A 22,809-nucleotide genomic window follows, 5' to 3' on the forward strand; every position below is an offset into this window, starting at 1 on the left:
AATTTTAAAAAAAATCGGAAGATAAATGAATGCTGCAGACCAAAATTCTTCTTTGACCTTTTGTTTCTTTTGTGTCAAGACAAAAGAAAAAGACTCATTGAATTTTACTAATATTGCACTTTTCCATTTAACATAACTATCAACATCCATGTTATCATCAGAATTACAGCATAAAATTGATTTTAAAACAAAACCATTAGGCGCATTAGGACACCTTGAACATATTGCCCACAAAATCGGAATGGTTCAGAAAACTACTTCACCTCAGTTATTGAATCCTCATATGGTGGTTTTTGCGGCCGACCATGGGATTGCTACCGCAGGGGTAAGTGCCTATCCACAGGAAGTAACCTATCAGATGGTGATGAATTTCCTTGGCGGAGGTGCTGCGATCAATGTTTTTTGCAGACAGAATGATATTACAATTAAAATTGTGGATGCCGGAGTCAATTTTGATTTTCCTGAAGGTCTGAATCTGGTAAATAAAAAAGTCAGAAAATCCAGCCGTAATATTCTGGAAGAACCAGCCATGACTCCTGAAGAATATCAGCAGGCACTTAAAAACGGTAAGGAAGTCGTTGCTGATATTGCAAAAAAAAGCTGTAATATTATTGGTTTCGGTGAAATGGGAATCGGGAATACTTCCGCTTCTTCTTTGATGATGAGTAAACTGTTTGATATTCCTATTACCAATTGTATCGGACGCGGAACCGGACTGAATGATCATCAGCTGCAGAATAAGGTTCATATTTTAACGGAAGCCATAAAAAAATATCCGGCTGAAATGACCGAAGATGAAATTGCTCAAACTTTTGGTGGATTAGAAATTGCCCAAATGATTGGTGCAATAGAAGAAGCTTTTCATCATAATATGCTGATCATGGTAGATGGATTTATCGCCACCGTAGCCGTAGCCACCGTCTGGAAAAAGAATCCTGAAATTCTGAACAACTGTATCTTCTGCCATGTAAGCAATGAAAATGCTCATCCTCAGCTGTTGGGATTGATGAGAGAGCAAGCTATTTTAAATCTCAATCTGCGTCTGGGAGAAGGAACCGGTTGTGCTTTGGCCTATCCGATTATTCAAAGTGCAGTTAATTTTCTGAATGAAATGTCGAGCTTTGAAGATGCTCATATTTCCAATAAATCATCTTAAGTTTTACAATAAAAAAAGGGGCAATAAAGCCCCTTTTATGGTATAACAATGAAAACGATTAGTAAGTTTTAGCAATATCTTTCCCCGTAAACATCATACGAATAGGTTTGTGCTGGATAGCATCTTCATTGAAGTTATACAGTTTAAATATCAGATCAGTAGGAATATATCGGTATAAACCATCATCCACTAAATATATTTTACCGTCGTTGGTGTTTTGTACCAATTGATTAGCTGAAGTGATATCAGGTCCTCTATCTCCGGTATAGTCATTGATATTATTAACCTTTAAAATCTTCCAGTCTTTAGGTTTTCCTGTTCTTGGATTGGGTTTGAAATCAAATAATCCATTCACAACAGACCAGGATTCAATACGTCTTAAAGTACTTTCAAAGACTATGTATACTGCTCCTGTACTGTTATCCTGGAAAAATTCTCCGTCACGGATTCTGAAAGCTTTCGGTTCTGATTCTTTTAAGTAGAAAGAAATACCTTCGTAAGCAAATCCATCTTTTCCGTCTCCCAGTTCATTCTTATCTCTCGTGTAAAAGTGGGTCTTTTTATCAGCATTAAAATACCTGTAAATCGGAAAACTTCCAGGCTCATCACCGTTATAGCTGGTACCAAGATCTCTTTTCTGCCAGTAGTTTTGTCCGGCAAATTCATTAGGATTGGTGGTTAATACCAAATCATTGCTGCCTGTGTGAAACCAACTTGAGATAACCGCACCAGGGCCATCAGCAGAACCTAATAATCTTTCCTGAAAATAATAGCTCAGTCCAGGGTAGGATTTAGGAAGTTCAGACGGTAAAGGAGAGGTATTGTACAGATATTTTTTGTTGATATCACTGTAGAAACCGTAAATAGGGTTGGTTAAGTAAAAAGATTTGGACCAGATTCCGGCAGGTGGTGGAGTTGGTGTATCCGGATTATCTCTGAAGCCTCCTTTTGCTAATTGGTTAGGAGCAGATCCGTTAAGAGTTTGCGATTCATTTAAACTTTCCAGTTCATCACCCGGAGCTGAACAGCTAGTCAGGGATATAGCGCATAATGCAATGAAATAAGATTTTTTCATTTGATTTTTTTCATGGTTATTACGGTGCAAAAGTATAAATACTGCCTGTTTTAAAGGATAAATCTAAGGTGATAAGATTCATGTTTCTCATTTTTTTAATCGATCTCTTTACCATTGTTAAAAGCTTTCCTAATTTTACGGGAATTGATTAAACCAGTTTTTATATTTAAAACAAGCAGATGAAAGTCCTCAAAAATGAACTGATCTATTTTGCAACAGCCCTGATGTTCTTTACAAGAATTCCGGTTCCGTTTACCATTCCATATTCCGGCGAGATTATGAACAAATCTCAAAAATACTTTGCCTGGGTAGGACTGATCATAGGATTCGTTAATGCATTGGTTCTCTATCTTTCTACGCTCCTTTTTAATCTTGAAATTGGAATTGTTCTCATGATGATTTCCAATGTTTTGTTAACCGGAGCGTTTCATGAAGATGGTTTTACGGATATGTGCGACAGTTTTGGAGGCGGATACGGAAAAGAGAAAATCCTAACCATCATGAAAGACAGTCGGGTAGGAGCGTACGGAACTATTGGAATTATTCTGCTTTTTGCATTAAAATTTTATAGTATTCAGTCATTGGGAATGAGTAACCCGGTAGGAGTTTTACTCATTGTCATTTTAGGACATACGGTAAGCCGTTTTATTTCGGGAACAATGATTTATACTCATCAATATGTGACTGATATTGATGTCAGCAAATCGAAACCTTTAGCCAATAAACCATTGGATAAAACGGCTTTAATAGTAGGATTTATCAGTGTTTTAATTGCTTTTTACCTGATTCCTGACTGGCATTTGATTTTTGCATTCGCTTTGGCGTATCTTGGGAAAGTCTATATGGGGTGGTATTTTAAAAAGCATATTGGTGGCTATACAGGCGACTGCCTGGGGGCTGTACAGCAGGTTTGTGAAGTTTTATTTTATTTAGGAACAATCATCGTATGGAAATTCACTTAATCCGTCATACCGCTGTAGAAAATCCTGAAAACCTGTGTTACGGTTTTGCTGAAATGCCTTTAAGGAAAAATTATACTGAAGATTTTAAAGAACTGGATTTAGATGAGGATTATAATGTAATTATTTCAAGTCCTTCTCAGCGCTGCTGCCTTTTAGCTGATTATTTTAAGTTTGAATATCAAACAGATGAAAGGCTTCGCGAAATGAATTTCGGGAGCTGGGAAATGAAAGAATGGACCGATATTCCCGAAGAAGAAATCAATCCCTGGTACAAAGATTTTATTCATATAAATGCCTCAGGAGGTGAAAATCTTCTCGAAATGCAAATCCGTGTTCTCAGTTTCTGGCAGGAATTGATCCAGAAAAAAGATTTAGAAAAAGCACTTATCGTTACACATGCCGGAGTCATTCGTCTGATCCTGCAGACGGTGCTTCAGTTTCCGCTGGAGAATATGTTTGCAGTTCAGATTGATTACGGAAAAAAAGTGATCATTGATGTAAATGAAGGAATTTTTTGTGTTAAAAAGATGAATGCATAATATTGTTACAAAAGCTTTCAAACTACAAATAATAAAACTCGTTTAGATTCCTACGGAATGACAAACTGTGTGGATAGACCATTATTACAATTATGTCATTCCGCAGAAATCCAGCCTTCTTTACCCATAAAAGTATAGTACTAACCAAAGACGTGAAAATTCCGCTCCCTCGGAGGGGTGGCGAAAATTCAAAGAATTTTTGACGGGGTGGTTTTCAGTGTTTCCTATGCGAAATTCCACAAAAAACGCCACCCGATAAAATCAAATGACGTAATGAGATTTATTTAAAAATCTTGATAAAACTATCTTTTTCTAAGCTTTCCAGCGAGAAATCAAAATCAGCTTCCGCTTTTTCTGTGGTGATCTCTGCACCAAGCTCTTTTACAAGCTCATTGAAAGACATGGCTTCATACCACTGCTGATACAGGGCGCTTGTTGCCATCATTGAAACTTCACTATTTCCTGAAACATGAGCATGTCCGGCTCCGAAATTCAATAGTACGAAACATTGTTTTTCGTTCTTTGTCGTCAGCATTCCCAGAATCATTTGCTTTTGTACAGAATTACATCTGGCTTCAGCAAAGAGATGATTAGGATTCATCATATATTCATAAGAAATGTTATCTCCTTTTCCGATCACGATTTTATATCCACAATTAGCATCTCCACTGAAAACGTTATTCATGACAAGCGTTGGTGCACAATGCCCTTTATTGGCATAAAGATATTCAACAGCACCGTTGGGAGCAGAAGTCATATCTCCTGAATACATCAATTGTCCGTCACCATGATTATAAGCCGCATTCCAACCTATTTTTCCGGCGATATTCAATCCCGAAAGGTCAAGGTCTCGGGCACCCCACTGATCTTCCCAATAAATACCCACAGCCAGTCTATCACCATAAAAACGCGTTCCGGTAGGAATATTTCCCACGAACATTTTTTCAGAAGTTGGCAATGCAAATTCTACATTCTCCGGGAAATAGAATTTCTTTCCGGAAAGGCTCTCATATTTCAGTTTCAAAAAGTCCAGAATGAAATCATAATTGAACTGATTTACGTAAGTTTCCTTACCTTTTTTAGTCCATGATTTTCCGTTTCTCACTCTGTAAACAAATGTATCCTGACCATACATTCTTGAGTAACATGCTGACAATGCTTTGAATAATGCAAACGGTGTCGCATTTTCCAGCCAATGCCAATCGCTGTTTTCCAATAATGTGTTAGTAGCATCATTCAAAGGATTTGATATCAATGGTTTATGATGAACCTTTGATAACTTTGATATTTTATTGATCGCTTTTGGTGCTCTGTTTTTATAAGCAAGGAATAACGGCTTAAATCTGTTGAAAATTTCTGCCAGTTTTTCCACTCCAAAGCTTTCAAACAGATACGTTGGGTTGAAGTTACTTTGCTTTATTAAATCAATCAAATCATCGTTTTTAATTAAAAGTGTTGTAGTGGTTGTTTTATAAATAACATAACGGAAAAACTCAACCGGATTTTCAGGATAGATATCATACAGATCAGCTATTTTTATAACCGCTTCTTTATTTCTGATGTTTTCTTTTCCTGTAAAATCATATTCAAGCTCCGTATGTAAAATAGAAAGCAAATCATCAATGGTTTCTTCTTTTAAAGCAATTCCTGATCTTAAAAGAGCAAGACATTTTTCCTGCATTTCTTCTACAGAATAAGCTTTGATAACTTTAAAAACCATTTTCATATCAGGAACATTCAGTATTTCGTCAGGAATATAGATTTCACTTTGGAAATTACTTCCATACGTTGAAATATAATGTTCGATCTGTTCAAAAAATAAATCAATTCTGGAAGTATTTTTTATTTTCTCCCAGGATTTATGAAAGGTTTTGTTCAAATCATTCCCATTCAGTTTTTCCTTTGCATAATAAGAGATAATTTCATTTTTTGCCCATAAAGCATCCGGTTCAATGATGAAACCATCATTAGAAATAAATGGCTTTTCATCAGATTTTCTGGCCAGTACAGCATTGAATAATTGTAGTGTTTTCATTGTTTTTTAGTTTAAAAAATAAGTGAGGAGTAGATTCATTAAAAGTGAAGGGTATAGGAACTCCTTTTACCTATAGTTTATAAAAAGCGGGGAGTATTTTTCCAAAAATATAGGAACTCCCTTTGCCTTATAATTTGTAAAAAGGCGGAAAGTAATTCTGAATTATAGGAACTTTCTTTGCCTAATTTTTTTTTAAATGAAAATGCCTGATACGTGAATATACGCATTTTCTTCATTTTGAGGAGCAGACAGGACTCGAACCTGTGACCCACAATCTTGGCGATTTATAGGAACTTTAGTTGCCTGCAGCGAAAAGTAATTTTGTTGCTCTACCATCTGAGCTACTGCCCCTGCCGTTATAGAAAAGTTTTCATTAACCTTACAGGCTTTTACACCTGTAAGGTTGGGTTATTAGTTTTTTTAAATTAAAAATTATGCTTTTCTGAATTTCTTTTTTTTCTTCCATGGAGCATTCTTCTGAACGTCTCCGGCCATAATACATCCGTAAGGCATCACTTCATCCAGAACTTCGCAAAGTCCGTATTCTTCTATCTGTGCTCTTACGTTCTTGGCACTTTTATAAGCGCTTGGAAGTTCAGAAATATCAATTTCATTGGAGTAGAAACGGATATCTAATCCTTCTGTTTCCTCATTGAAAATTTCCTCAGTCGTTTTATGAGCTAAAGATCTTTTATGCTGGCTTCTGCTGAAATTTCTTCCTGCTCCATGCGGTGCAAAACCTAGGTTTCTTTCATTCGTTGTTCCCTGAACAATCAGTACAGGTTCTGCCATATTCAAAGGAATCAGTCTTGGTCCCGTAATATCAGGCATGAATTTATCATCCAGTGGAGTAGCCCCTTTTGCATGATAGAATAGATCTCCATCTTTGAAAACGAAGTTATGTTCATTCCAATATCTGTTTTCTTTCTCCATTTCCAGTTTGTTCAGCACGGCATCGTGAAGAGAAGTATGGTTTTCTTTTGTCCATTGTCTTATCAGTTGCAGTGCTTCCCAATAAGATTTACCTTCTTCAGTATCATAAGGAATCCAGGCATTTTCTCTCAGTGTTTCAGGGGAAATTTCCTGTCTGAAACGGTTGGCTACTTTCATCCCTTTATCGTATAAAGCAGCTCCCGGAGCTCTTGATCCGTGGTGCGTGACCATCATGGTATTTCCTGTATTTTTAGAAATTCCAACGAAAAGGAAGTGGTTTCCGTCTCCCTGAGTTCCCATATGAGAACGGGCAATGCTGATCAGTTTTTCATCATTTAAGAATACATTTTCTCTGAAAGCATCCATCAGTTCCTGAGACATGGGCATCTGTTCTCCTCTTGGTCTTCCTCCATATCCGAAATGAGTGATAGAATGCGCTGCATCTAATACATCTTTAGGCTTTGTTTTTCCAAAATCCGTCAGCATGACAGAACAACAGATATCAGCGCTATGGAATCCCGGATGAATGGCATTCTGGGCAACCACTACACCTCCTACTGGAATCTGACCTTCAGGACCTGTAGGACAGGCATCAGGCATTATGGCTCCACCAATCAGGGTAGGAGTTTTCATCAGAACTTTCATCGTTTTGATTACTTTTTCCACATTCTCATTCTCACTTTCGTGCTCCGCTCGTATGTTGATCATAAAATCTTTAGCCATTTCATGAAGCGGAATAATATCCGGCTGTTTGAACTGTACCAGATATTCTGCAATCTGATGTTCATCCAGATTATTCTCGTTGATATAGCTAATGGCATCTTTAAACCATTTTGCTGGTCTATATCCTAATTCGATTAAATGATTTCCATTAAATTCCATTTTGTTTCATTTTGATGATGCAAAGTAATATCATTATTACGCAATAGTTTTGCGTAGATAAGGAAATTTTAATTATTTTTACAAAAAGTTTATTCAAAAGACGAAAAAGCTCGTTGGCAGTTTCGTAAAATAGTATATAATTAAAAAACAAGGCTCATGGTATTAATAGAACAACTAAAACATTTCCCTGAAACAATCCAGTTTAACGATGTGATCGCTTATATTGATGAACATTATGAATTTACTCCTACTGCTTTTCAAAACGGAGATACAACCAATCAGGCAGGGCAGAATAATGGCTCTTGTAAAGTGTTCAGCTTCGCAAGCATTCAGGATCTGACAAAAGAAGAAACACTTTGGCTTTTCGGTGAGTTCTACAGAGAAGACGTTTTGAAAAACCCGAATGGAACTGATCACCAGAATATCCGGAACTTTATGAAATTCGGTTGGGAGGGAATTACTTTTGACGAAAATGCTTTGAAAGAGAAATAATTTAAAAAAGCAGATTTACTTATAAAAACACCCAATCATTAAACACTAAGGTATGTCATCCAATAAAAATGCCCTGATCCGGTATAAAACATTAGATAAATGTCTTAAAAACAAATACAGAAAATACACGCTGGAAGATCTCATAGATGAATGTTCGGAAGCATTATTTGAATTTGAAGGAAAAGAATCTTACGTAAGCAAGAGGACGGTTCAGCTTGATCTTCAGAATATGCGGAGTGAAAAATTCGGTTATGAAGCTCCCATTGAAGTCTACGAAAGAAAATACTACCGTTACAGTGATCCGGATTATAGTATTCATAATATCTCTGTAAATGAAAGTGATCTGAAAGCGATGAACAATGCAATTCAGATTTTAAAACAATTTAAGGACTTCTCCATGTTCAAGGAGATGAATGGTGTCATTCAGAAACTGGAAGACTCTATCCATGCAACCAGTCAGAAATCTATTATTCACTTGGATAAAAATGAACAGCTGAAAGGACTGGAGCATATTGATATTCTGTATGAAAGTATCGCGAATAAAAAAGTTCTGAAGATTCTTTACAAAAGCTTTACAGCAAGAGAATCCAACATCTTTACAGTGCATCCCCAGCTTTTGAAGGAGTTCAATAACCGTTGGTTTCTGGTCTGTCTTTACAAACAGAAAATGTACAATCTGGCTCTGGACAGAATGGAAAGTATTGAAACAGATGAGAGTCTTCCCTATATTGACAAAGATCTGGATGGAGATGAATACTTTAAAGATATTGTAGGAGTAACAGTTGCAGAATCAATGGATCCAAGAAATGTAGTTTTTTGGGTAGATGCAGGAAATGCTCCTTATGTAAAAACCAAGCCGCTGCATAAAAGTCAGGAAATTGTAAGAGAAGATGATAACGGAACTCTTTTTAAAATATGTGTTCAGATCAATTTTGAATTAGAAAGACTGCTGCTTGGATTTGGTGACTCTTTGATTGTTCATAAACCTCGGAAATTAAGAGTGAAAATGGAAGAAAAATTTAAAATAGGAAGTGAAAATTATCAGAATCTGGTTGTTCCTGATGAAAACTAACCTAATGCACTATTTGCAGTGGACTACAAAAGATAATTTGTTTTCAGGTTTTATCTTGGCTTGGAAATTGTATTAATAACCCAATAAAACCATATTATGAAATCGAGAATATTTAAAGCATTAATTGCAATCCTGGCACCTATAGCGATAGAATATATTGTTAAAAAAATATCTGAGAAACTTGATAAAAAAGAAGATCAGAAAGAAAAAGAACCAAAGCAGATTACAGCTTAAACGTAAAAGTAGTTAAAATTTAAAATTATTGAAAAAGAGACTGTCGTGAGTATGCACAGTCTCTTTTTTGTTCGGTATTAAGGGGATGTTATGACCACCCCGTCAAAAATTCTTTGAATTTTCGCCACCCCTCCGAGGGAGCGGAATTTTCACGTCTTTGGTTAGTACTATACTTTTATGGGTAAACAAGGCTGGATTCCTGTAGAATGAGACATTTGTAATAATGGTCTATCCACACAGTTTGTCATTCCGTAGGAATCTAAACGTTCTTATTATTCATTTTTTAGATTGCAATTTCCTTATACAAAATCATAGATTCCGTCTTTCCATCCCAATACCTTGGAGGAATCCGCTTTGAGCCAGTTTTTTAAAATAGTAGCATATACTTTTTTGAAATCTTCTTTGTAGATGAGGTCGCCTTCATTAAGATTCTGAAGATCGGGTAGTGCATTCAGTATGCCTTTTCTCTTAAGGTTTCCGCTGATAAAGAACATCTGGTTGGCTGTTCCGTGATCTGTTCCGTTGCTTGCATTTTGTGCTACACGACGACCAAATTCTGAAAATGTCATTAATAGTATATTTTTGAAAAGTCCATTACTTTTCATATCGGCCACAAATGATTTTACTGCTTCATTGATGTCATCGAATAACTTTTTCTGCCTGTCATTCTGGTTGACATGCGTATCAAAACTTCCTACAGAAAGGTAGTAAACCTGAGTATTAATATCAGATTTTATTAAAGAAGCTACTGTCTTAAAGTCTTTTCCTAATTGCGAATTGGGATATATCTGTTCCGTCTTTTTAGCTTTGCTTTTTTCAAAAATATAATCAGCATTATTAATGGTAGAACCTAACGTCTGATAAAGATAAGACACTGTTTCGTCATCGTGATGATGATCATAGAGAGATTTAAAATATTTTTCCTGGCTTGTTTGGTAGAGTCTTTTAGGATCTTTAAAGGCAAAAGCTTTGTTATTTTCACCTTTTAAAGCAAGACTTAGCATATCATCTACTTCCAATGCCTGAGTTGGATGGTCACAGCGATAGCATTCTTCATCCAGAAAACGTCCCAGCCAGCCTGTTTCCAGGAACTGATCGCTTCTGCTTGCCGACTGCCAGATATCCATACTTCGGAAATGGGATTTGTCCGGATTGGGATAGCCTACGTTATTCATTACAGACAGTTCTCCGTTATCAAAAAGTTCTTTAAAATAGGAGAGTGACGGATTAATTCCTGCCTCATCTGTCAATGGCATAGAGTCCTGAATGGCAAGTGTTTTTCTTTCCCTGAAATATATGTCATTTTTTGCAGGAATAATGGTGTTCAAACCGTCATTTCCTCCTGTAAACTGAAGAACTACCAGAATGTTCTGATTAGGGTTCAGTGCTTCATCCAGTGTCATGGCTTTTAAGAAATTAGGCATCAGCATAGAAGCGGTAGCCAACGAACTTATTTTGAGGAATTCTCTTCTTTTGATTAACATAATTTTGCTTTTAGGGTAAAGGTGGTTGATCGGTAATAGATGATAGGTTGCAGGTTGCAGAACTTGTCTATATTTTTACTACTGTTTGTTTTTATAAAAATTTTATAGCAGCAAATAGTAAATAAATGGGAGCTAAGTTATACTGCGACATCAGTTGTCTGCTAGCTGCAACCTACAATCTTCTCCCTACATTAACTGGTATTCCGGAGTAGACATCAGATTGATGACATTCATTTTTATGCTCTTGTCTGAAAAATTCTTCACAGAATTCATATCAAGGCTTTGCGTATTCTGAAGAAGATAATCTTCACAGTTTTTATTGGCAAAAAGTTTTTCAATACGACCCCAGTCGATGGTAATATTCGGGTTTTTAAAGCTTTTGTTTAAAGCTGTTTCACGGGATTTCATGCCCATATCTATGTCATCATCCTGTCGGGGACTGTATTCTAAAGGACGAAGTCCGGACCATATCTGCGGAACCTGAAGTCTCAGCATCAGAGTAGAGCTGTCGATCCACGATTTTCCATTCGGCCATCCTGAAACATTGGGCGGATAAAGAAGCATTTGTCCCAATAACTTCTGATAAACGATGAGGTTTTCAGGATTCTGGATTTGCATAGGAAGGATTCGCATGATACCTGCCATCAGCTCTACAGGGGATTTTATGCGGTTGCCAATGTTTTTTTGATCATAAAACCATGAACTGGAAAATATCTCAGTCATCAGTTTCTTGATGTCATATCCTGAATTATAGAGATTGGTACTGAGTTTATTGACGATATCCTGATCTGGTTTCTCATTGACGAAGAATTTATAAATCTTTGTAGTAATAAAGAGTGCCGTTGCTTTCTGATCAAGAATAATATTGAGAACATCACTTCCATCAAAGTTGCCTGTTTTTCCTAAAAAAGTTTTACTGCCTTCATCATGAAGATTTTTTCTTTCTTTAAAACTTCCTTCCTTATCATAGCTCCATCCGGTAAAGGCTCTGGCTCCTTCTCTTACATCTTTTTCAGTGTAGTTGCCTCTTCCCATGGTAAAGAGTTCCATCACTTCACGGGCGAAATTTTCATTAGGATGATCCTTTTTATTCTGCTGATTATTCAAAAAAATAAGCATTGCCGGCGACTGGCTTACCTCAAAAAGGAGATCTTTAAAATTTCCCAGTGCATTTTTCCTGATGGTATTTAAAAGCTGTTTATTGAACCTTGGATTTTGTACTCTTGATGCAAAATGTCCATGCCAAAAAAACGCCATCTTTTCTCTCATCTGCTCCTTACTGTTTACAATGGTATTCAGGAAATTCAGATTCAGTTCATTATTTTGCTCTCTGTTGATCCGCTGCATTTCTTTTTTCTTTTCTGCAGGAGCGGTACTGTTCATATAATCTGCCGCCGATTCGGGATCCGGGGTGTCATAATTGATCTCACTGAAGCTGTCTTCTTTCAATAATTCATTCATCAACGTTTTAATGTTCTTATTTTTCAAATCATCAATTTGATTAACTCCAACACCAAATCCTGCGCGCCAAAGAAGATGCTTGTTTTTTAATAATGAATCAGCCATCATGGGAGAATTTATTTTTTTGATGTATTTCGAAGATAAAGGTTAAAATGATAATGGGTTAAGGTTTGTTAATATTGTAGAGAGGGCTGGAGGCAGGAAGCGGGAAGCTAAAGGCAAAAAGTTTTGTATCATAGAAATAGAATTGGTTTTATAGAAGTATATTTCTTTCATCATCCGGCTTCCAACTTCCATTCCTTCCTTAATTCACTTTTTACCATCATTTTTTGATAATTTTTGTTAAACAAACATTTAAATTTTGTTAAAAATTAATATATTGATAATCATTGTTTTATGGATTATTTGAGTGTTAAAATTGAAGAAAAACCCTTGCTTGGCATGATTTTTACATCCTCTTGTTTAGTAAAATTTAAAAATTAGAGTTATGAAAATGTTTAAACAAGCAATAGTACTGGCTGGTATTTTAACAGCAGGTATAGCAAGTGCCCAAAGTTCTCAAATGAATAATATGATTAAAGTAGGCGCAAATGTTGGTTTAGCAGTTCCCTCAGATAATCTTTCTGCAGCAGTAGGAGTGGATGTAGCCTACCAGAACCTGATTACACCAGGATTTGGACTAGGTATCGCATCCGGATATACTCACTATTTTGGAAAAGAGAACAACGGATATAAAAATAATGATGTAGGAGTAGTGCCTGTGGCAGCTTTAATCAGAATTTATCCAAAACAAACAGGTTTCTATTTCGGAACTGATTTAGGATACGGATTCCTTGTTGGAGATAAAACAGTGGCATCAAACACCAGTGTTGAAAGAGCTAGCGGAGGTTTCTATATCAAACCGGAGATCGGATACCACAACAGAGACTGGAATTTCTTCGTACAATACCAAAAGGTTTTTGTAGGAACTAAAGGAGATTTGCCAGGTCAGGACTATAATGTGGGGAATATCGGGGTAGGATTCGGTTACAATATTCCATTAGGAAAGTAGTTAGATTTATTATATAAACAATTATTAACCAAAACCTTTTCACGAAAGTGGAAAGGTTTTTTTGTTCTGTGCAGGATTTACAAAAACAATTATTATATTTGGTAAAATTTGAGGTTATGATTCTGAATCCAAAATTTCCACTTTATTTACCAGGAGTAGAGAACAGTAATAATGATAATGTTTCTATCATTGGGGCAAGTCTCCGTGAAGATATAACAATCTTAGGCTATTTTGTTTCCGGGAACGGAGGTCTTGAGATACAAGTACAAAATAAATATGCAACCAAAGAATACGCTTCTTTTTCAGATATTTTAAAGAAGTTTATTCAGGATAATCAGCTGGAAAATGTAAAACGTCTAGGAATGGCTGTGCCGGGTCCTGTATTGGACGGAAAGAGTAGTCCTGCAAGACTAGGGTGGCATTTAGATGTTGAAGAATATTCCCGTGATTTCGGGTTTGAAAAAGTAGACATGCTGAATGACCTTGAGGCTTCTGCTTACGGAATGGCTCTTCTTGAAGATAACGATCTTGAAGCTATCTATACAAGCGGACATCTTGAAAAAGGAAATGTAGCGGTTCTGGCTCCCGGAAACGGTTTGGGAGAAGCCGGATATTTCTTTGATGGAAAATACCTGAGACCTTTTGCAACAGAAGGAGGACACTCGGAATTTTCACCAAGAACCAACGTAGAAGTTGAATTTTACCAGTTTTTAAATAATATCTATGGTATTGTAAGCTGGGAAAATGTGCTTTCCAAGTCAGGATTATTTAATATTTACAGATTCTTAAGAGATGTGAAAAGACATCCTGAGCCGGAATGGCTTGGAGAACGTCTTGCACAAGGGAATTTTGTAGAAGAGTTATACAAAGCAGCTGTAGAAGAAAATGTTTTGATCTGCAGAATTGCTTTAGATACCTTCCTTGAGTTTCTGGCAAGAGAAGCCAATAACCTTACTTTAAAGCTTAAGGCTACAGGAGGATTACTGATTGCTGGAGATATTCCACAGATTGTAAGAGAATATATTGACAAGGCAAAGTTCTATGAGAAATTTAAGATCAGTGATAAAATGGAGGAGATGCTGAGAAGTACTCCTATCTATCTGGTCAAGCAAAATCACACCGCATTAAATGGTATAGCACTTTATACGGCTTACTATCAAGTATAAAACAGAACTCCGAAGAAATTCGGAGTTTTTTTATGAGATGATATTATTCATAAAAATAATAATTTTTATTGATATACATCAATGAAATCTATTGAATAAGATGCTACCTTTGTGCTGTTAAATAAGTAAACAACTCTATTCAATGAAAAAAATATTTTTATTAGCAGTTTTAGCTGGTGGATTAGCTTTCGGACAGTCAAAAAAAGTAGTAGCGTCTGATGTACACTGGTGGGGATACAAAGTAGCAAAATCTGAGGCAAGCTCTCATGACGGTACTGTAAAAGTAAAGTCTGGAGATATGGTGATGAAAGGAAACCAATTGGTAGGAGGAAGCTTCGTTTTGGATATGACTTCTATTAGTTCTACTGACCTTACAGGAGAATATCAGCAAAAACTGAACGGACACCTTAAGAATGGTGACTTCTTTGAAGTTGAAAAATTCCCTACTGCAAGCTTCAAAATTACAGGAGTAAAGAAAAACAACGATAAAGTGTATAACTCTCTTGTAACAGGAAACCTTACTGTAAAAGGAAAAACAAACCCAGTTTCATTCCCTGCTAAGATTTCTTACAGCAAAGGAGTAGTAAGTTTAGTTTCAAACAAATTCTCTTTCGACAGACAAAAATTTGATGTAGCGTACAAGTCTACAATGCAGGATGTTTTTGTGAAAGATGATATTGAAATGCTTGTAAAAGTAACTGCTCAATAAATTAATCAAAAAAAGATTATTAAAAGTGTAGAAGTTCTACACTTTTTTTTATTTTTGTTGAATTGTAAATAAAAAAGAATGAAAAGATTACTATTGTTTGCTATGGTATGCGCAAGTATATCATTTGTTTCTGCTCAAAAGAAATTTGATAAGGTTGCAAAAGTGACTTCATCAGAGATCAGATGGTGGGGGTATAAGGTGGTAAAAACCGAAGCTTCTTCCCACTCAGGAACAGTAAAGCTGAAAAGCGGAAAATTCAATTTTGACCATACGGTTCTGGTAGATGGAGAGTTTGTAATAGATATGAGAAGTATGATGGCGGGAGATGTTTCTGATGAAGATCAGATCAAGCTTACCAACGACCTGAAAAGTACCAACTTCTTTGAAGTAAAAAAATTCCCTGTTGCGAAATTCCATTTGACTAAAATTATTCCTTTAGCAAACAGTGAATACAATTCTACAGTATACGGTGACCTTACCCTTAAAGGAGTGAGAAAGACCATCTCTTTCCCTGCGAATGTATACGTTACTCAGTTCACCACCTCTATTGAATCTGCAAAGTTCTCTCTGAACAGAAGAGACTTTAAAGTATTCTATCAGTCTTCATTGAAAGATTATTTCATTAAGAACGAAATGGATATTCAATTCAAAGTTACCACAGAAATGCTGGATAACGAGAACAGAGTTCCTAAGAAGAAAAAATAAGATCAGATATGATCCATATAGAAGTGAGCCGTTCATCAGAATGGCTCATTTTTTTATGACTAAGATTTGTGGTAACCATTCCCTGTTTTCCTGTATTTTTTATAAATTAGTTGTATGAAAATTTATATTGTAAGCGGTCTGGGAGCAGACTTTAAAGTCCTTGAAAGAATAGAGTTTCCCAAAGACTGTGAATTGATTTTTATAGATTGGCTCATCCCTGAAAAAAATGAGCCCTTTGATGTATATGTTAAAAGAATGGCAGAAAAAGTAGACGATTCTGAGCCGTTCTGTTTGTTAGGATATTCTTTTGGCGGAATTATGGTACAGGAGATTAATCAATTGAAACCTGCGGAGAAAGTAGTGATTCTGGGAAGTATAAAATCTGATAAAGAAAAGTCTAAATTTATAAAGACAGGTGAAGTTACCAAAATCCCAAGAATATTACCTGTAGGTTTGTTTAATGATAAAGCAGCCAACGTATATACCGTTATTCGAAAGCTTTTTGATCCAAAAAATCCCAAACTTTTACAATATTTTAAAGTCAGAGATCCTTACTATCTGAAATGGTCTGTAGAAAAGGTTTCCGAATGGAAGTTTGAAGAAAATCCTAATGTGATTCAGATCCTGGGAGATAAAGACATTGTTTTTCCAATTCGTTATTCCAATCCTGATTATGTGGTGAAAGGAGGAACTCATCTTTTCCCGGCTACAAAATCCAAAGAAGTTTCCAAAATACTGAAGGAGGTGTTTTCTTAGAAATAATAAATATTATTGATTAAATAGTTTTTTTTAAGGGGTGTCTGTTTTAAAAATATAGTTTTTATGAAATTTATGTTTAAATTTGATAGGGTTAAATATGAATTTTATGAAAATAGGATTAAAATGGATCGTTTCATTCTCTGTTATTTCACTTGTAGCCATCGGAGGTTTATTCTGGAATCCGGCTGCAGTTATTCCTGATACGGGAGAATTTCTAAGTGAAGATAAAATTGTAGGGGCTGATGTAGCCTGGATTTTGGCTGCAGCAGGACTTGTTCTGCTCATGACACCGGGACTTTCCTTCTTTTATGGAGGAATGGTCGGAAAAAAAAATGTAATTTCTACCATGCTGCAGAGCTTTATTGCTTTAGGAGTCATCTCTATGGTTTGGGTTGTAGTAGGTTTTTCTTTGTCATTTGGTGAATCTCTGGGAATTACCATTGCCGGGAAACATTATGGGATCATTGGAAATCCATTAAGTTATCCCTTCTTTAACGGGGTAGGAAATCTTCCTCATAAACTGATGGCACCTACGATACCATTTATCCTGTTTGCCCTGTTTCAGATGAAGTTTGCCGTTATTACTCCTGCTATTATTACCGGATCTTTTGCAGAAAGAGTTCGTTTTATTTCTTATTTACTATTTATCGTTCTCTTCAGTATCTTTATTTATACTCCTCTTTGTCATATGGTATGGCATCCTGACGGCCTTTTGAACAAATATTTTGGAGTAAAAGACTTTGCAGGCGGAACTGTGGTGCATATGAGTGCCGGTTTTGCAGCTCTTGCCGGAGCTATGGTAGTTGGCAACAGAAAAAATCCCCATCATGAGCCTTCCAATATTCCGTATGTACTTCTGGGAACGGGAATGCTGTGGTTCGGATGGTTTGGTTTTAATGCAGGATCTGCACTGAGTGCTTCTGCGTCTGCTGCTACCGCTTTTGGAACAACTACCATTGCTTCTGCTTCTGCGATGATGACCTGGATCTTTTTTGACAGAATTAATGGAAGAAGTGTTTCGGCTCTGGGTGCGTGTATCGGAGCTGTGGTAGGACTGGTGGCCATTACTCCCGGATGTGGTTTTGTAAGCATTCAGGAAAGTCTTTTTATAGGATTTATTACAGCGATCGTATCTAATGTGATGGTGAACTGGAAAGGGTTAAAGAAAATAGATGATACGCTGGATGTTTTTGCCTGTCATGGAGTAGGGGGAATTATGGGAATGATTCTTACTGCCATCTTTGCACATGGTGAAAAAGCGAGCCTGCTTCATGGAGGAGTTGATGTTTTTCTTCATCATATGGCTGCATTGGTTTTGGTTTCTGTTTTTACATTCTTCGGTTCGTTGCTTTTATATAAGATTACCAATTCTATTATTACGCTCAGAGTTTCTGAAGAGTCCGAAAATAAAGGACTTGACCTGTCTCAGCATGAGGAAAGTTTCAGTTAACAAAAAGGACATTAAGTTATACCTAATGTCCTGAATGATATTAATTAAAATCAAAAATGATTTATTGAATGGAGTGAATCGCTTCGAAGATTTTATTCTTAGAATTTTCAAAGATATCACCTCCAAATTCTTCATTATCTAATGAATGAATGGTGAGATCATTTACACCCATGATCCCAAAAATATGCTTCAGGTAAGTCGTTTGAAAATTGATGTGGCCGTTCTTTTCATTTTCTCCGTATCCGGTATCGCCACGGGTTGAGAGGATAAATAGCTTTTTATTTTCAAGAAGTCCTACATAATCTCCATCCGGAACTCCGGATCTGAATTTCCAGGTTTCATTAATCCGCATCACCTGATCAATATAAGCTTTTAATCCGGATGGAATAGACCAGTTGTACATGGGAGTTCCGATGACATACACATCATGTTCCTTGAGTTCTTTGACGAGTTCATTACTGAGCTGTAAAGGCTTTTGGTTTTCTTCGGTTTTGTCTGAAGATTTTTTGAATGCTCCTGCGATCCAGGATTCATCAATATTGGGAATAATATCAGTTCCTGCTTCTCTGTAGGTAAAGGTATCAAGAGGATATTTCGTCGTCCAGTTTTCAACGAAAAGCTGGGTCAGTTTTCTGCTGTAAGATCTTTCATTTCTTACACTGGCATTAATAATCAGTATTTTCATTTGTTAAGAATTTATACCAGCAAAATTCCTAATTATTTAATCCTGAAAAATTGATCTAGTTCAAGAGGATTTATTTTTTTTCCTGATTCGGCTGATAAATTCTGCAGAAACTCCCAAATAGGAAGCAATCAAGTATTGAGGAACTCTCGATGAAATATCAGGATAAGTATCCAGGAAATCATAATACTTTTGTTCGGCTTTGTACATGTGATTGAATACAACTCTTTTTTCAAGGGTTCCAAGATAGCCTTCCAGAATAATTCTGAAGTATTTTTCCAAGGCTGGAATTTCCTTCAGCATTTTTTGAAAAGACTGGTGGCTGATCTGTAAGAGCTTTGTTTTTTCTACCGCCTGAATATTATAAATGGAAGGTTTTTGTTTTGAAAAACTGGCAATATCAGTTGCCCACCAATGATCAATAGCTAAAAAGAGAATTTCTTCATTTCCGTTTTCTTCATTGATGCAGAAAGCTTTTAAAACACCTGAAATGATATAACTGTCATGGCGGCATATTTCTCCATTTCTCAACAGAAAATCACCTTTTTCCAATGTTTTTTCTGTCCAGAAACTTTTACAGGCAGCTATTTCTTCAGGACTTAGTTGGACATATTGCAGAATGCTTTTAATTAATGTTTCCATTTAAAAAAAATGATTAAAAAGAATCGTATAATAATATATCTGATTGAAATTCATATGATCGGCTCAATTACAAAAATACTTATTTTATGGACTGTCAAAACCAAATAAATCTGGGATTTTGCTATGCATATATTAGGATTTATCATGTATCTTTGTTTTTGAGGAAAATGACGAATCATTTATGGAATCAATATCGGTTTTTGAGATTATTAAAGTAGGAATAGGCCCGTCCAGTTCGCATACGATGGGACCTTGGAATGCAGCAGCTGCATTTATCAGGATTATAAAAAGAGAAAGATCAATAGAAGAAGTTAAAGAGGTTTTTCTTGAATTTTTTGGCTCACTCGCCAAAACGGGGATTGGGCACGGAACAGATATTGCCGGGATGCTTGGATTGAATGGAGAAGATTTTAAGACCATCAACACCTCAAAAATTGATGAGAAGATAGAATATATCAAAAGTACTCAAACCCTTAATCTGGGAGGGGAGAAAATTATTCCATTTGTTTACGGACATCACTTGATTTTAAATATGAAAAAGAGCCTTGATTTTCATCCGAACGGAATGATCTTCAGAGCTGTTTTCGAAGACGGAACAGAGCTTGTGCAGGATTTTTATTCTGTAGGAGGCGGTTTCATTGCGAGCCAGGAAAAAAACTCAATTCAAAAGCAGTGTGTTCGTACATTATACCCTTGTCATAAGGCTTCGGATATTGCAAAATATTGTGAAAAGCTGGGATTTGATAAAATTTCAGATTTGATTTTCATGAATGAAGAAAGCTGGAGAACCCAGGAAGAAACAAGACAGGAAGCACTTTATATCTGGCAGCAGATTAAAGAATGCATTTATAAAGGCGTTAATAAAGAAGGAATTCTTCCGGGCGGACTGAATGTTACCCGAAGAGCCGCAGGAATCAACAGAAAGCTGTTGGGAGACAAAATTTATAAAAATAAAGATGAATGGTTCCAACAGGTTGTAGACGCTGAAGAGAACTTCACCAATATCAATAAATGGATTGCCTGTTTTGCACTGGCAGTGAACGAAGAGAATGCAAGTTTCGGAAGAATTATTACGGCACCTACCAATGGAGCGAGTGGGGTAATTCCGGCAGTATTGATGTATTCTCAGGCATTTACACCATTTACGAGTGAGGAAGACATCATAAGATTCTTGCTTGTAGCAGGAGAAATCGGAACATTATTCAAGAAAAACGCCACTATTTCTGCCGCTATGGGAGGATGTCAGGCTGAAATCGGGGTATCGTCTGCAATGGCAGCGGCCGGACTTACAGAAATTCTGGGTGGAAGCGTAGGACAGGTATTGATGGCGGCAGAAATTGCAATGGAGCATCATTTAGGATTAACGTGCGATCCGATTAAAGGACTGGTACAGATTCCATGTATCGAAAGAAATACAATGGGCGCTATGAAAGCGATTACTGCAGCCAATATTGCACTGGAAAGTGATCCTGCCAAAGCAAAAGTAACATTGGATGAGGTGATTCTTACGATGTGGGAAACTGCTCAGTCTATGAGTGACCATTTTAAAGAAACTTCGGAAGGCGGACTGGCTATCGCAGTCAACGTTCCGGAATGTTAATAGAAATAACATCATTTTAAAAATAAAACCCTTAGACATTAATGACTAAGGGTTTCTTAATAAAATAAAAGTAAAAACCATTGGGCTTTTAGTATCGTGTGGAATTGTTTACCTTAAAATTCCTCTGATTCTGTTGGCATTGGTGATCAGTTCTTCAAGGTATTCATAATTCTCTTTTTCAAGGGCAGATTTGAATTTTCTGAGCTGGGAGATATGTTCGTTCAGAACATCCAGTACATTTTCTTTGTTTTGTTTAAAGATGGGAACCCACATTTCAGGATGCGATTTGGCAAGACGTACCGTACTTGAAAAACCGGAGCTCGCAAGCTGAAAGATAGTCTCCTCTTCACGTTCTTTTTCCAGTACTGTATTGGCAAGGGCGTAAGATGTGATATGTGAAATATGTGAAATATAAGCGGTATGGACGTCGTGATCTTGTGCATCCATGTAAATCATGTGCATATCAAGGGCATTAACCACTTGTTCAACAATGTTCAGCGCATCTTCTGCGGATTCTTCTTTGTTGCAGATGACACCAGCTTTTCCGGAGAAACTTTCTGCAATAGCAGATTTCGGACCGTTATTTTCTGTTCCCCACATCGGGTGGAAAGCAACAAATCTTGAACGTTTCGGGTGGTCTTTTACTGCATTTACAATTCCAGCTTTTGTAGAACCAGCATCCATTACCGTCTGCTGATCAGTTACTAAGTCAAGAACAGAAGGCAATAGCTTTCTGGCAGCATCTACAGGAATAGCCAGGATAATCAGATCCGAATTTTTAATTCCATGCTCAAGATCTACTCCGGCATCAATGATTTTAAGTTCTAATGCGTCACTGATATGCTGTGTATTGTTATCGATTCCGTAGATAAAGCTGGCGATGTTTTTCTCTCTTAATTTCAAGGCCATCGAACCACCGATTAATCCTACTCCAATAATACTTATTTTCATCTTTCTCTATTTTTTAAAATAAAAAAACCTCGTCCCTAGGACGAGGTTTTAAATTATATTCATAAGAATCCCTATCCCAGAGCTGAGGTAAAAATTCTATAATAATATGTTCCGTTGTTAAAATTCACTTAGCAAAGGTAAAAATATTTTTTAAATGAAACGAAATTTCTTTTCTAAATTATTTATAGATGGGGTGAATTGGTTTTTTGGGGGGTAGTTTTAGGGTTTTGCATTGCTGTACCAGTTCAAGCATCTTATTATTTCAATTTCTGTAAAAGCATCTCATTATTTCCAGGGTTTATAAAGTATATTGGGTTTCCCGAAATAAAGTAATTGTCATCTGATCTTTCAATGTAAATAACTCCCATCTCATCAGAAGAATCATCATACTTTATTTTAATTTTTTGATGATTAACTTCTTCAGCCTTTAATTTAGAATATTTATTTGTTGTTCCTTCTTCAGTAATATCCATAGAAATATCTTCAAGAGAATTTATTGTGATGTTAAAAATAGTTTTTGCTTCGTCTCTATTTGATGCTTCAAAATGATATTTTCCTTTCCAAAAATCAATATTGGTTTTTGTGAAATTACTATCTTTTACTACTGTTAAATTCTGATTTTTATTTTGAGAAATTAAAGAGTCAGTTTTGTTTAATTCTGTCTTATTTATTGCGGTTATGCTTTTTTGCTCTTTTCTCTGCTCACATGAGTATGATAGAAATATGAGCGATAGTAAAATTAAAAAGTTTTTCATCATTGTGTTTTATT

Annotated in this window: 22 protein-coding genes and 1 tRNA gene; 13 read left to right on the top strand and 10 right to left on the bottom strand. The window is 36.2% G+C overall.

Features of this window, described 5'->3' with window-relative positions; translation table 11 throughout:
* Positions 1-148: 148 nt before the first annotated feature.
* The gene (cobT, locus tag LKL37_RS01045) at positions 149-1,156 is read left to right on the top strand and encodes a nicotinate-nucleotide--dimethylbenzimidazole phosphoribosyltransferase (RefSeq protein ID WP_431608730.1); all 1,008 of its coding nucleotides are present in this window, start codon (positions 149-151) and stop codon (positions 1,154-1,156) included.
* Positions 1,157-1,214: 58 nt separating this feature from the next.
* On the opposite strand, the gene LKL37_RS01050 is transcribed toward cobT, so the two are convergent.
* The gene (locus tag LKL37_RS01050) at positions 1,215-2,231 is read right to left on the bottom strand and encodes a hypothetical protein (RefSeq protein ID WP_431608731.1); all 1,017 of its coding nucleotides are present in this window, start codon (positions 2,229-2,231) and stop codon (positions 1,215-1,217) included.
* A gap of 179 nt (positions 2,232-2,410) precedes the next feature.
* On the opposite strand from LKL37_RS01050, the gene LKL37_RS01055 reads away from it, so the two are divergent.
* Complete coding sequence (locus LKL37_RS01055; protein ID WP_431608732.1) at positions 2,411-3,193, top strand: adenosylcobinamide-GDP ribazoletransferase; 783 nt, start codon at positions 2,411-2,413, stop codon at positions 3,191-3,193.
* On the top strand, positions 3,178-3,732 hold the full coding sequence (locus tag LKL37_RS01060; protein WP_431608733.1) for a histidine phosphatase family protein: 555 nt from the start codon (positions 3,178-3,180) through the stop codon (positions 3,730-3,732). The genes LKL37_RS01055 and LKL37_RS01060 overlap by 16 nt, the downstream gene beginning before the upstream one ends.
* 280 nt (positions 3,733-4,012) lie before the next feature.
* Here the strand turns inward: LKL37_RS01060 and LKL37_RS01065 are convergent, their stop codons facing one another.
* From LKL37_RS01065 to LKL37_RS01075, 3 genes are all read right to left on the bottom strand, one after another.
* Complete coding sequence (locus tag LKL37_RS01065) at positions 4,013-5,767, bottom strand: hypothetical protein (protein ID WP_431608734.1); 1,755 nt, start codon at positions 5,765-5,767, stop codon at positions 4,013-4,015.
* Positions 5,768-6,007: 240 nt separating this feature from the next.
* Positions 6,008-6,118 (bottom strand) — tRNA-OTHER (locus LKL37_RS01070).
* An 81-nt stretch (positions 6,119-6,199) separates the two neighbouring features.
* Complete coding sequence (locus LKL37_RS01075; protein WP_431610424.1) at positions 6,200-7,000, bottom strand: RtcB family protein; 801 nt, start codon at positions 6,998-7,000, stop codon at positions 6,200-6,202.
* A gap of 738 nt (positions 7,001-7,738) precedes the next feature.
* Here LKL37_RS01075 and LKL37_RS01080 point away from each other — a divergent pair.
* The 3 genes from LKL37_RS01080 (at position 7,739) to LKL37_RS01090 (ending at position 9,380) form a co-directional block, all read left to right on the top strand.
* Entirely contained in the window at positions 7,739-8,074 is a 336-nt protein-coding gene (locus LKL37_RS01080) for a HopJ type III effector protein (RefSeq protein WP_431608735.1), read from the top strand.
* A gap of 52 nt (positions 8,075-8,126) precedes the next feature.
* Entirely contained in the window at positions 8,127-9,146 is a 1,020-nt protein-coding gene (locus LKL37_RS01085; RefSeq protein ID WP_431608736.1) for a helix-turn-helix transcriptional regulator, read from the top strand.
* A 96-nt stretch (positions 9,147-9,242) separates the two neighbouring features.
* Positions 9,243-9,380 (top strand): hypothetical protein, encoded by a 138-nt coding sequence (locus tag LKL37_RS01090; protein ID WP_164723343.1) that lies wholly within the window; start codon positions 9,243-9,245, stop codon positions 9,378-9,380.
* Between the two features lie 299 nt (positions 9,381-9,679).
* Here the strand turns inward: LKL37_RS01090 and LKL37_RS01095 are convergent, their stop codons facing one another.
* Positions 9,680-10,864 (bottom strand): DUF1501 domain-containing protein, encoded by a 1,185-nt coding sequence (locus tag LKL37_RS01095; RefSeq protein WP_431608737.1) that lies wholly within the window; start codon positions 10,862-10,864, stop codon positions 9,680-9,682.
* Positions 10,865-11,050: 186 nt separating this feature from the next.
* Positions 11,051-12,430 carry a DUF1800 domain-containing protein gene (locus LKL37_RS01100; RefSeq protein ID WP_431608738.1) on the bottom strand — a complete coding sequence of 460 codons (1,380 nt, stop codon included), beginning with the start codon at positions 12,428-12,430 and terminating at the stop codon, positions 11,051-11,053.
* Between the two features lie 382 nt (positions 12,431-12,812).
* On the opposite strand from LKL37_RS01100, the gene LKL37_RS01105 reads away from it, so the two are divergent.
* The 6 genes from LKL37_RS01105 to LKL37_RS01130 all read left to right on the top strand — a co-directional run bounded on the left by LKL37_RS01105 (position 12,813) and on the right by LKL37_RS01130 (position 18,165).
* Positions 12,813-13,376 (top strand): hypothetical protein, encoded by a 564-nt coding sequence (locus tag LKL37_RS01105; RefSeq protein ID WP_431608739.1) that lies wholly within the window; start codon positions 12,813-12,815, stop codon positions 13,374-13,376.
* A 116-nt stretch (positions 13,377-13,492) separates the two neighbouring features.
* Positions 13,493-14,542, top strand: a complete 1,050-nt coding sequence (locus LKL37_RS01110; protein ID WP_431608740.1) for a glucokinase — start codon at positions 13,493-13,495, stop codon at positions 14,540-14,542.
* Positions 14,543-14,684: 142 nt separating this feature from the next.
* Positions 14,685-15,251, top strand: a complete 567-nt coding sequence (locus LKL37_RS01115) for a YceI family protein (RefSeq protein WP_103233523.1) — start codon at positions 14,685-14,687, stop codon at positions 15,249-15,251.
* Positions 15,252-15,329: 78 nt separating this feature from the next.
* Positions 15,330-15,956, top strand: coding sequence for a YceI family protein (locus LKL37_RS01120; RefSeq protein ID WP_431608741.1), 627 nt, complete (start codon positions 15,330-15,332; stop codon positions 15,954-15,956).
* 114 nt (positions 15,957-16,070) lie between these two features.
* Complete coding sequence (locus LKL37_RS01125; RefSeq protein ID WP_431608742.1) at positions 16,071-16,712, top strand: alpha/beta hydrolase; 642 nt, start codon at positions 16,071-16,073, stop codon at positions 16,710-16,712.
* A gap of 109 nt (positions 16,713-16,821) precedes the next feature.
* Positions 16,822-18,165 carry an ammonium transporter gene (locus LKL37_RS01130; RefSeq protein WP_431608743.1) on the top strand — a complete coding sequence of 448 codons (1,344 nt, stop codon included), beginning with the start codon at positions 16,822-16,824 and terminating at the stop codon, positions 18,163-18,165.
* Positions 18,166-18,226: 61 nt separating this feature from the next.
* Here LKL37_RS01130 and LKL37_RS01135 read toward each other — a convergent pair whose 3' ends face one another.
* Both LKL37_RS01135 and LKL37_RS01140 read right to left on the bottom strand, forming a co-directional pair.
* Positions 18,227-18,850, bottom strand: coding sequence for an FMN-dependent NADH-azoreductase (locus LKL37_RS01135; RefSeq protein WP_431608744.1), 624 nt, complete (start codon positions 18,848-18,850; stop codon positions 18,227-18,229).
* Between the two features lie 60 nt (positions 18,851-18,910).
* Entirely contained in the window at positions 18,911-19,489 is a 579-nt protein-coding gene (locus tag LKL37_RS01140) for a Crp/Fnr family transcriptional regulator (RefSeq protein WP_431608745.1), read from the bottom strand.
* A 181-nt stretch (positions 19,490-19,670) separates the two neighbouring features.
* On the opposite strand from LKL37_RS01140, the gene LKL37_RS01145 reads away from it, so the two are divergent.
* On the top strand, positions 19,671-21,089 hold the full coding sequence (locus tag LKL37_RS01145) for an L-serine ammonia-lyase (protein WP_431608746.1): 1,419 nt from the start codon (positions 19,671-19,673) through the stop codon (positions 21,087-21,089).
* A gap of 108 nt (positions 21,090-21,197) precedes the next feature.
* On the opposite strand, the gene LKL37_RS01150 is transcribed toward LKL37_RS01145, so the two are convergent.
* Both LKL37_RS01150 and LKL37_RS01155 read right to left on the bottom strand, forming a co-directional pair.
* Positions 21,198-22,040 carry a prephenate dehydrogenase gene (locus tag LKL37_RS01150; protein WP_114821231.1) on the bottom strand — a complete coding sequence of 281 codons (843 nt, stop codon included), beginning with the start codon at positions 22,038-22,040 and terminating at the stop codon, positions 21,198-21,200.
* Positions 22,041-22,297: 257 nt separating this feature from the next.
* The gene (locus tag LKL37_RS01155) at positions 22,298-22,798 is read right to left on the bottom strand and encodes a hypothetical protein (protein WP_431608747.1); all 501 of its coding nucleotides are present in this window, start codon (positions 22,796-22,798) and stop codon (positions 22,298-22,300) included.
* Between the last annotated feature and the right edge of the window lie 11 nt (positions 22,799-22,809).

The sequence above is a fragment of the Chryseobacterium sp. 'Rf worker isolate 10' genome (assembly GCF_050753305.1).
Classification (GTDB): domain Bacteria; phylum Bacteroidota; class Bacteroidia; order Flavobacteriales; family Weeksellaceae; genus Chryseobacterium.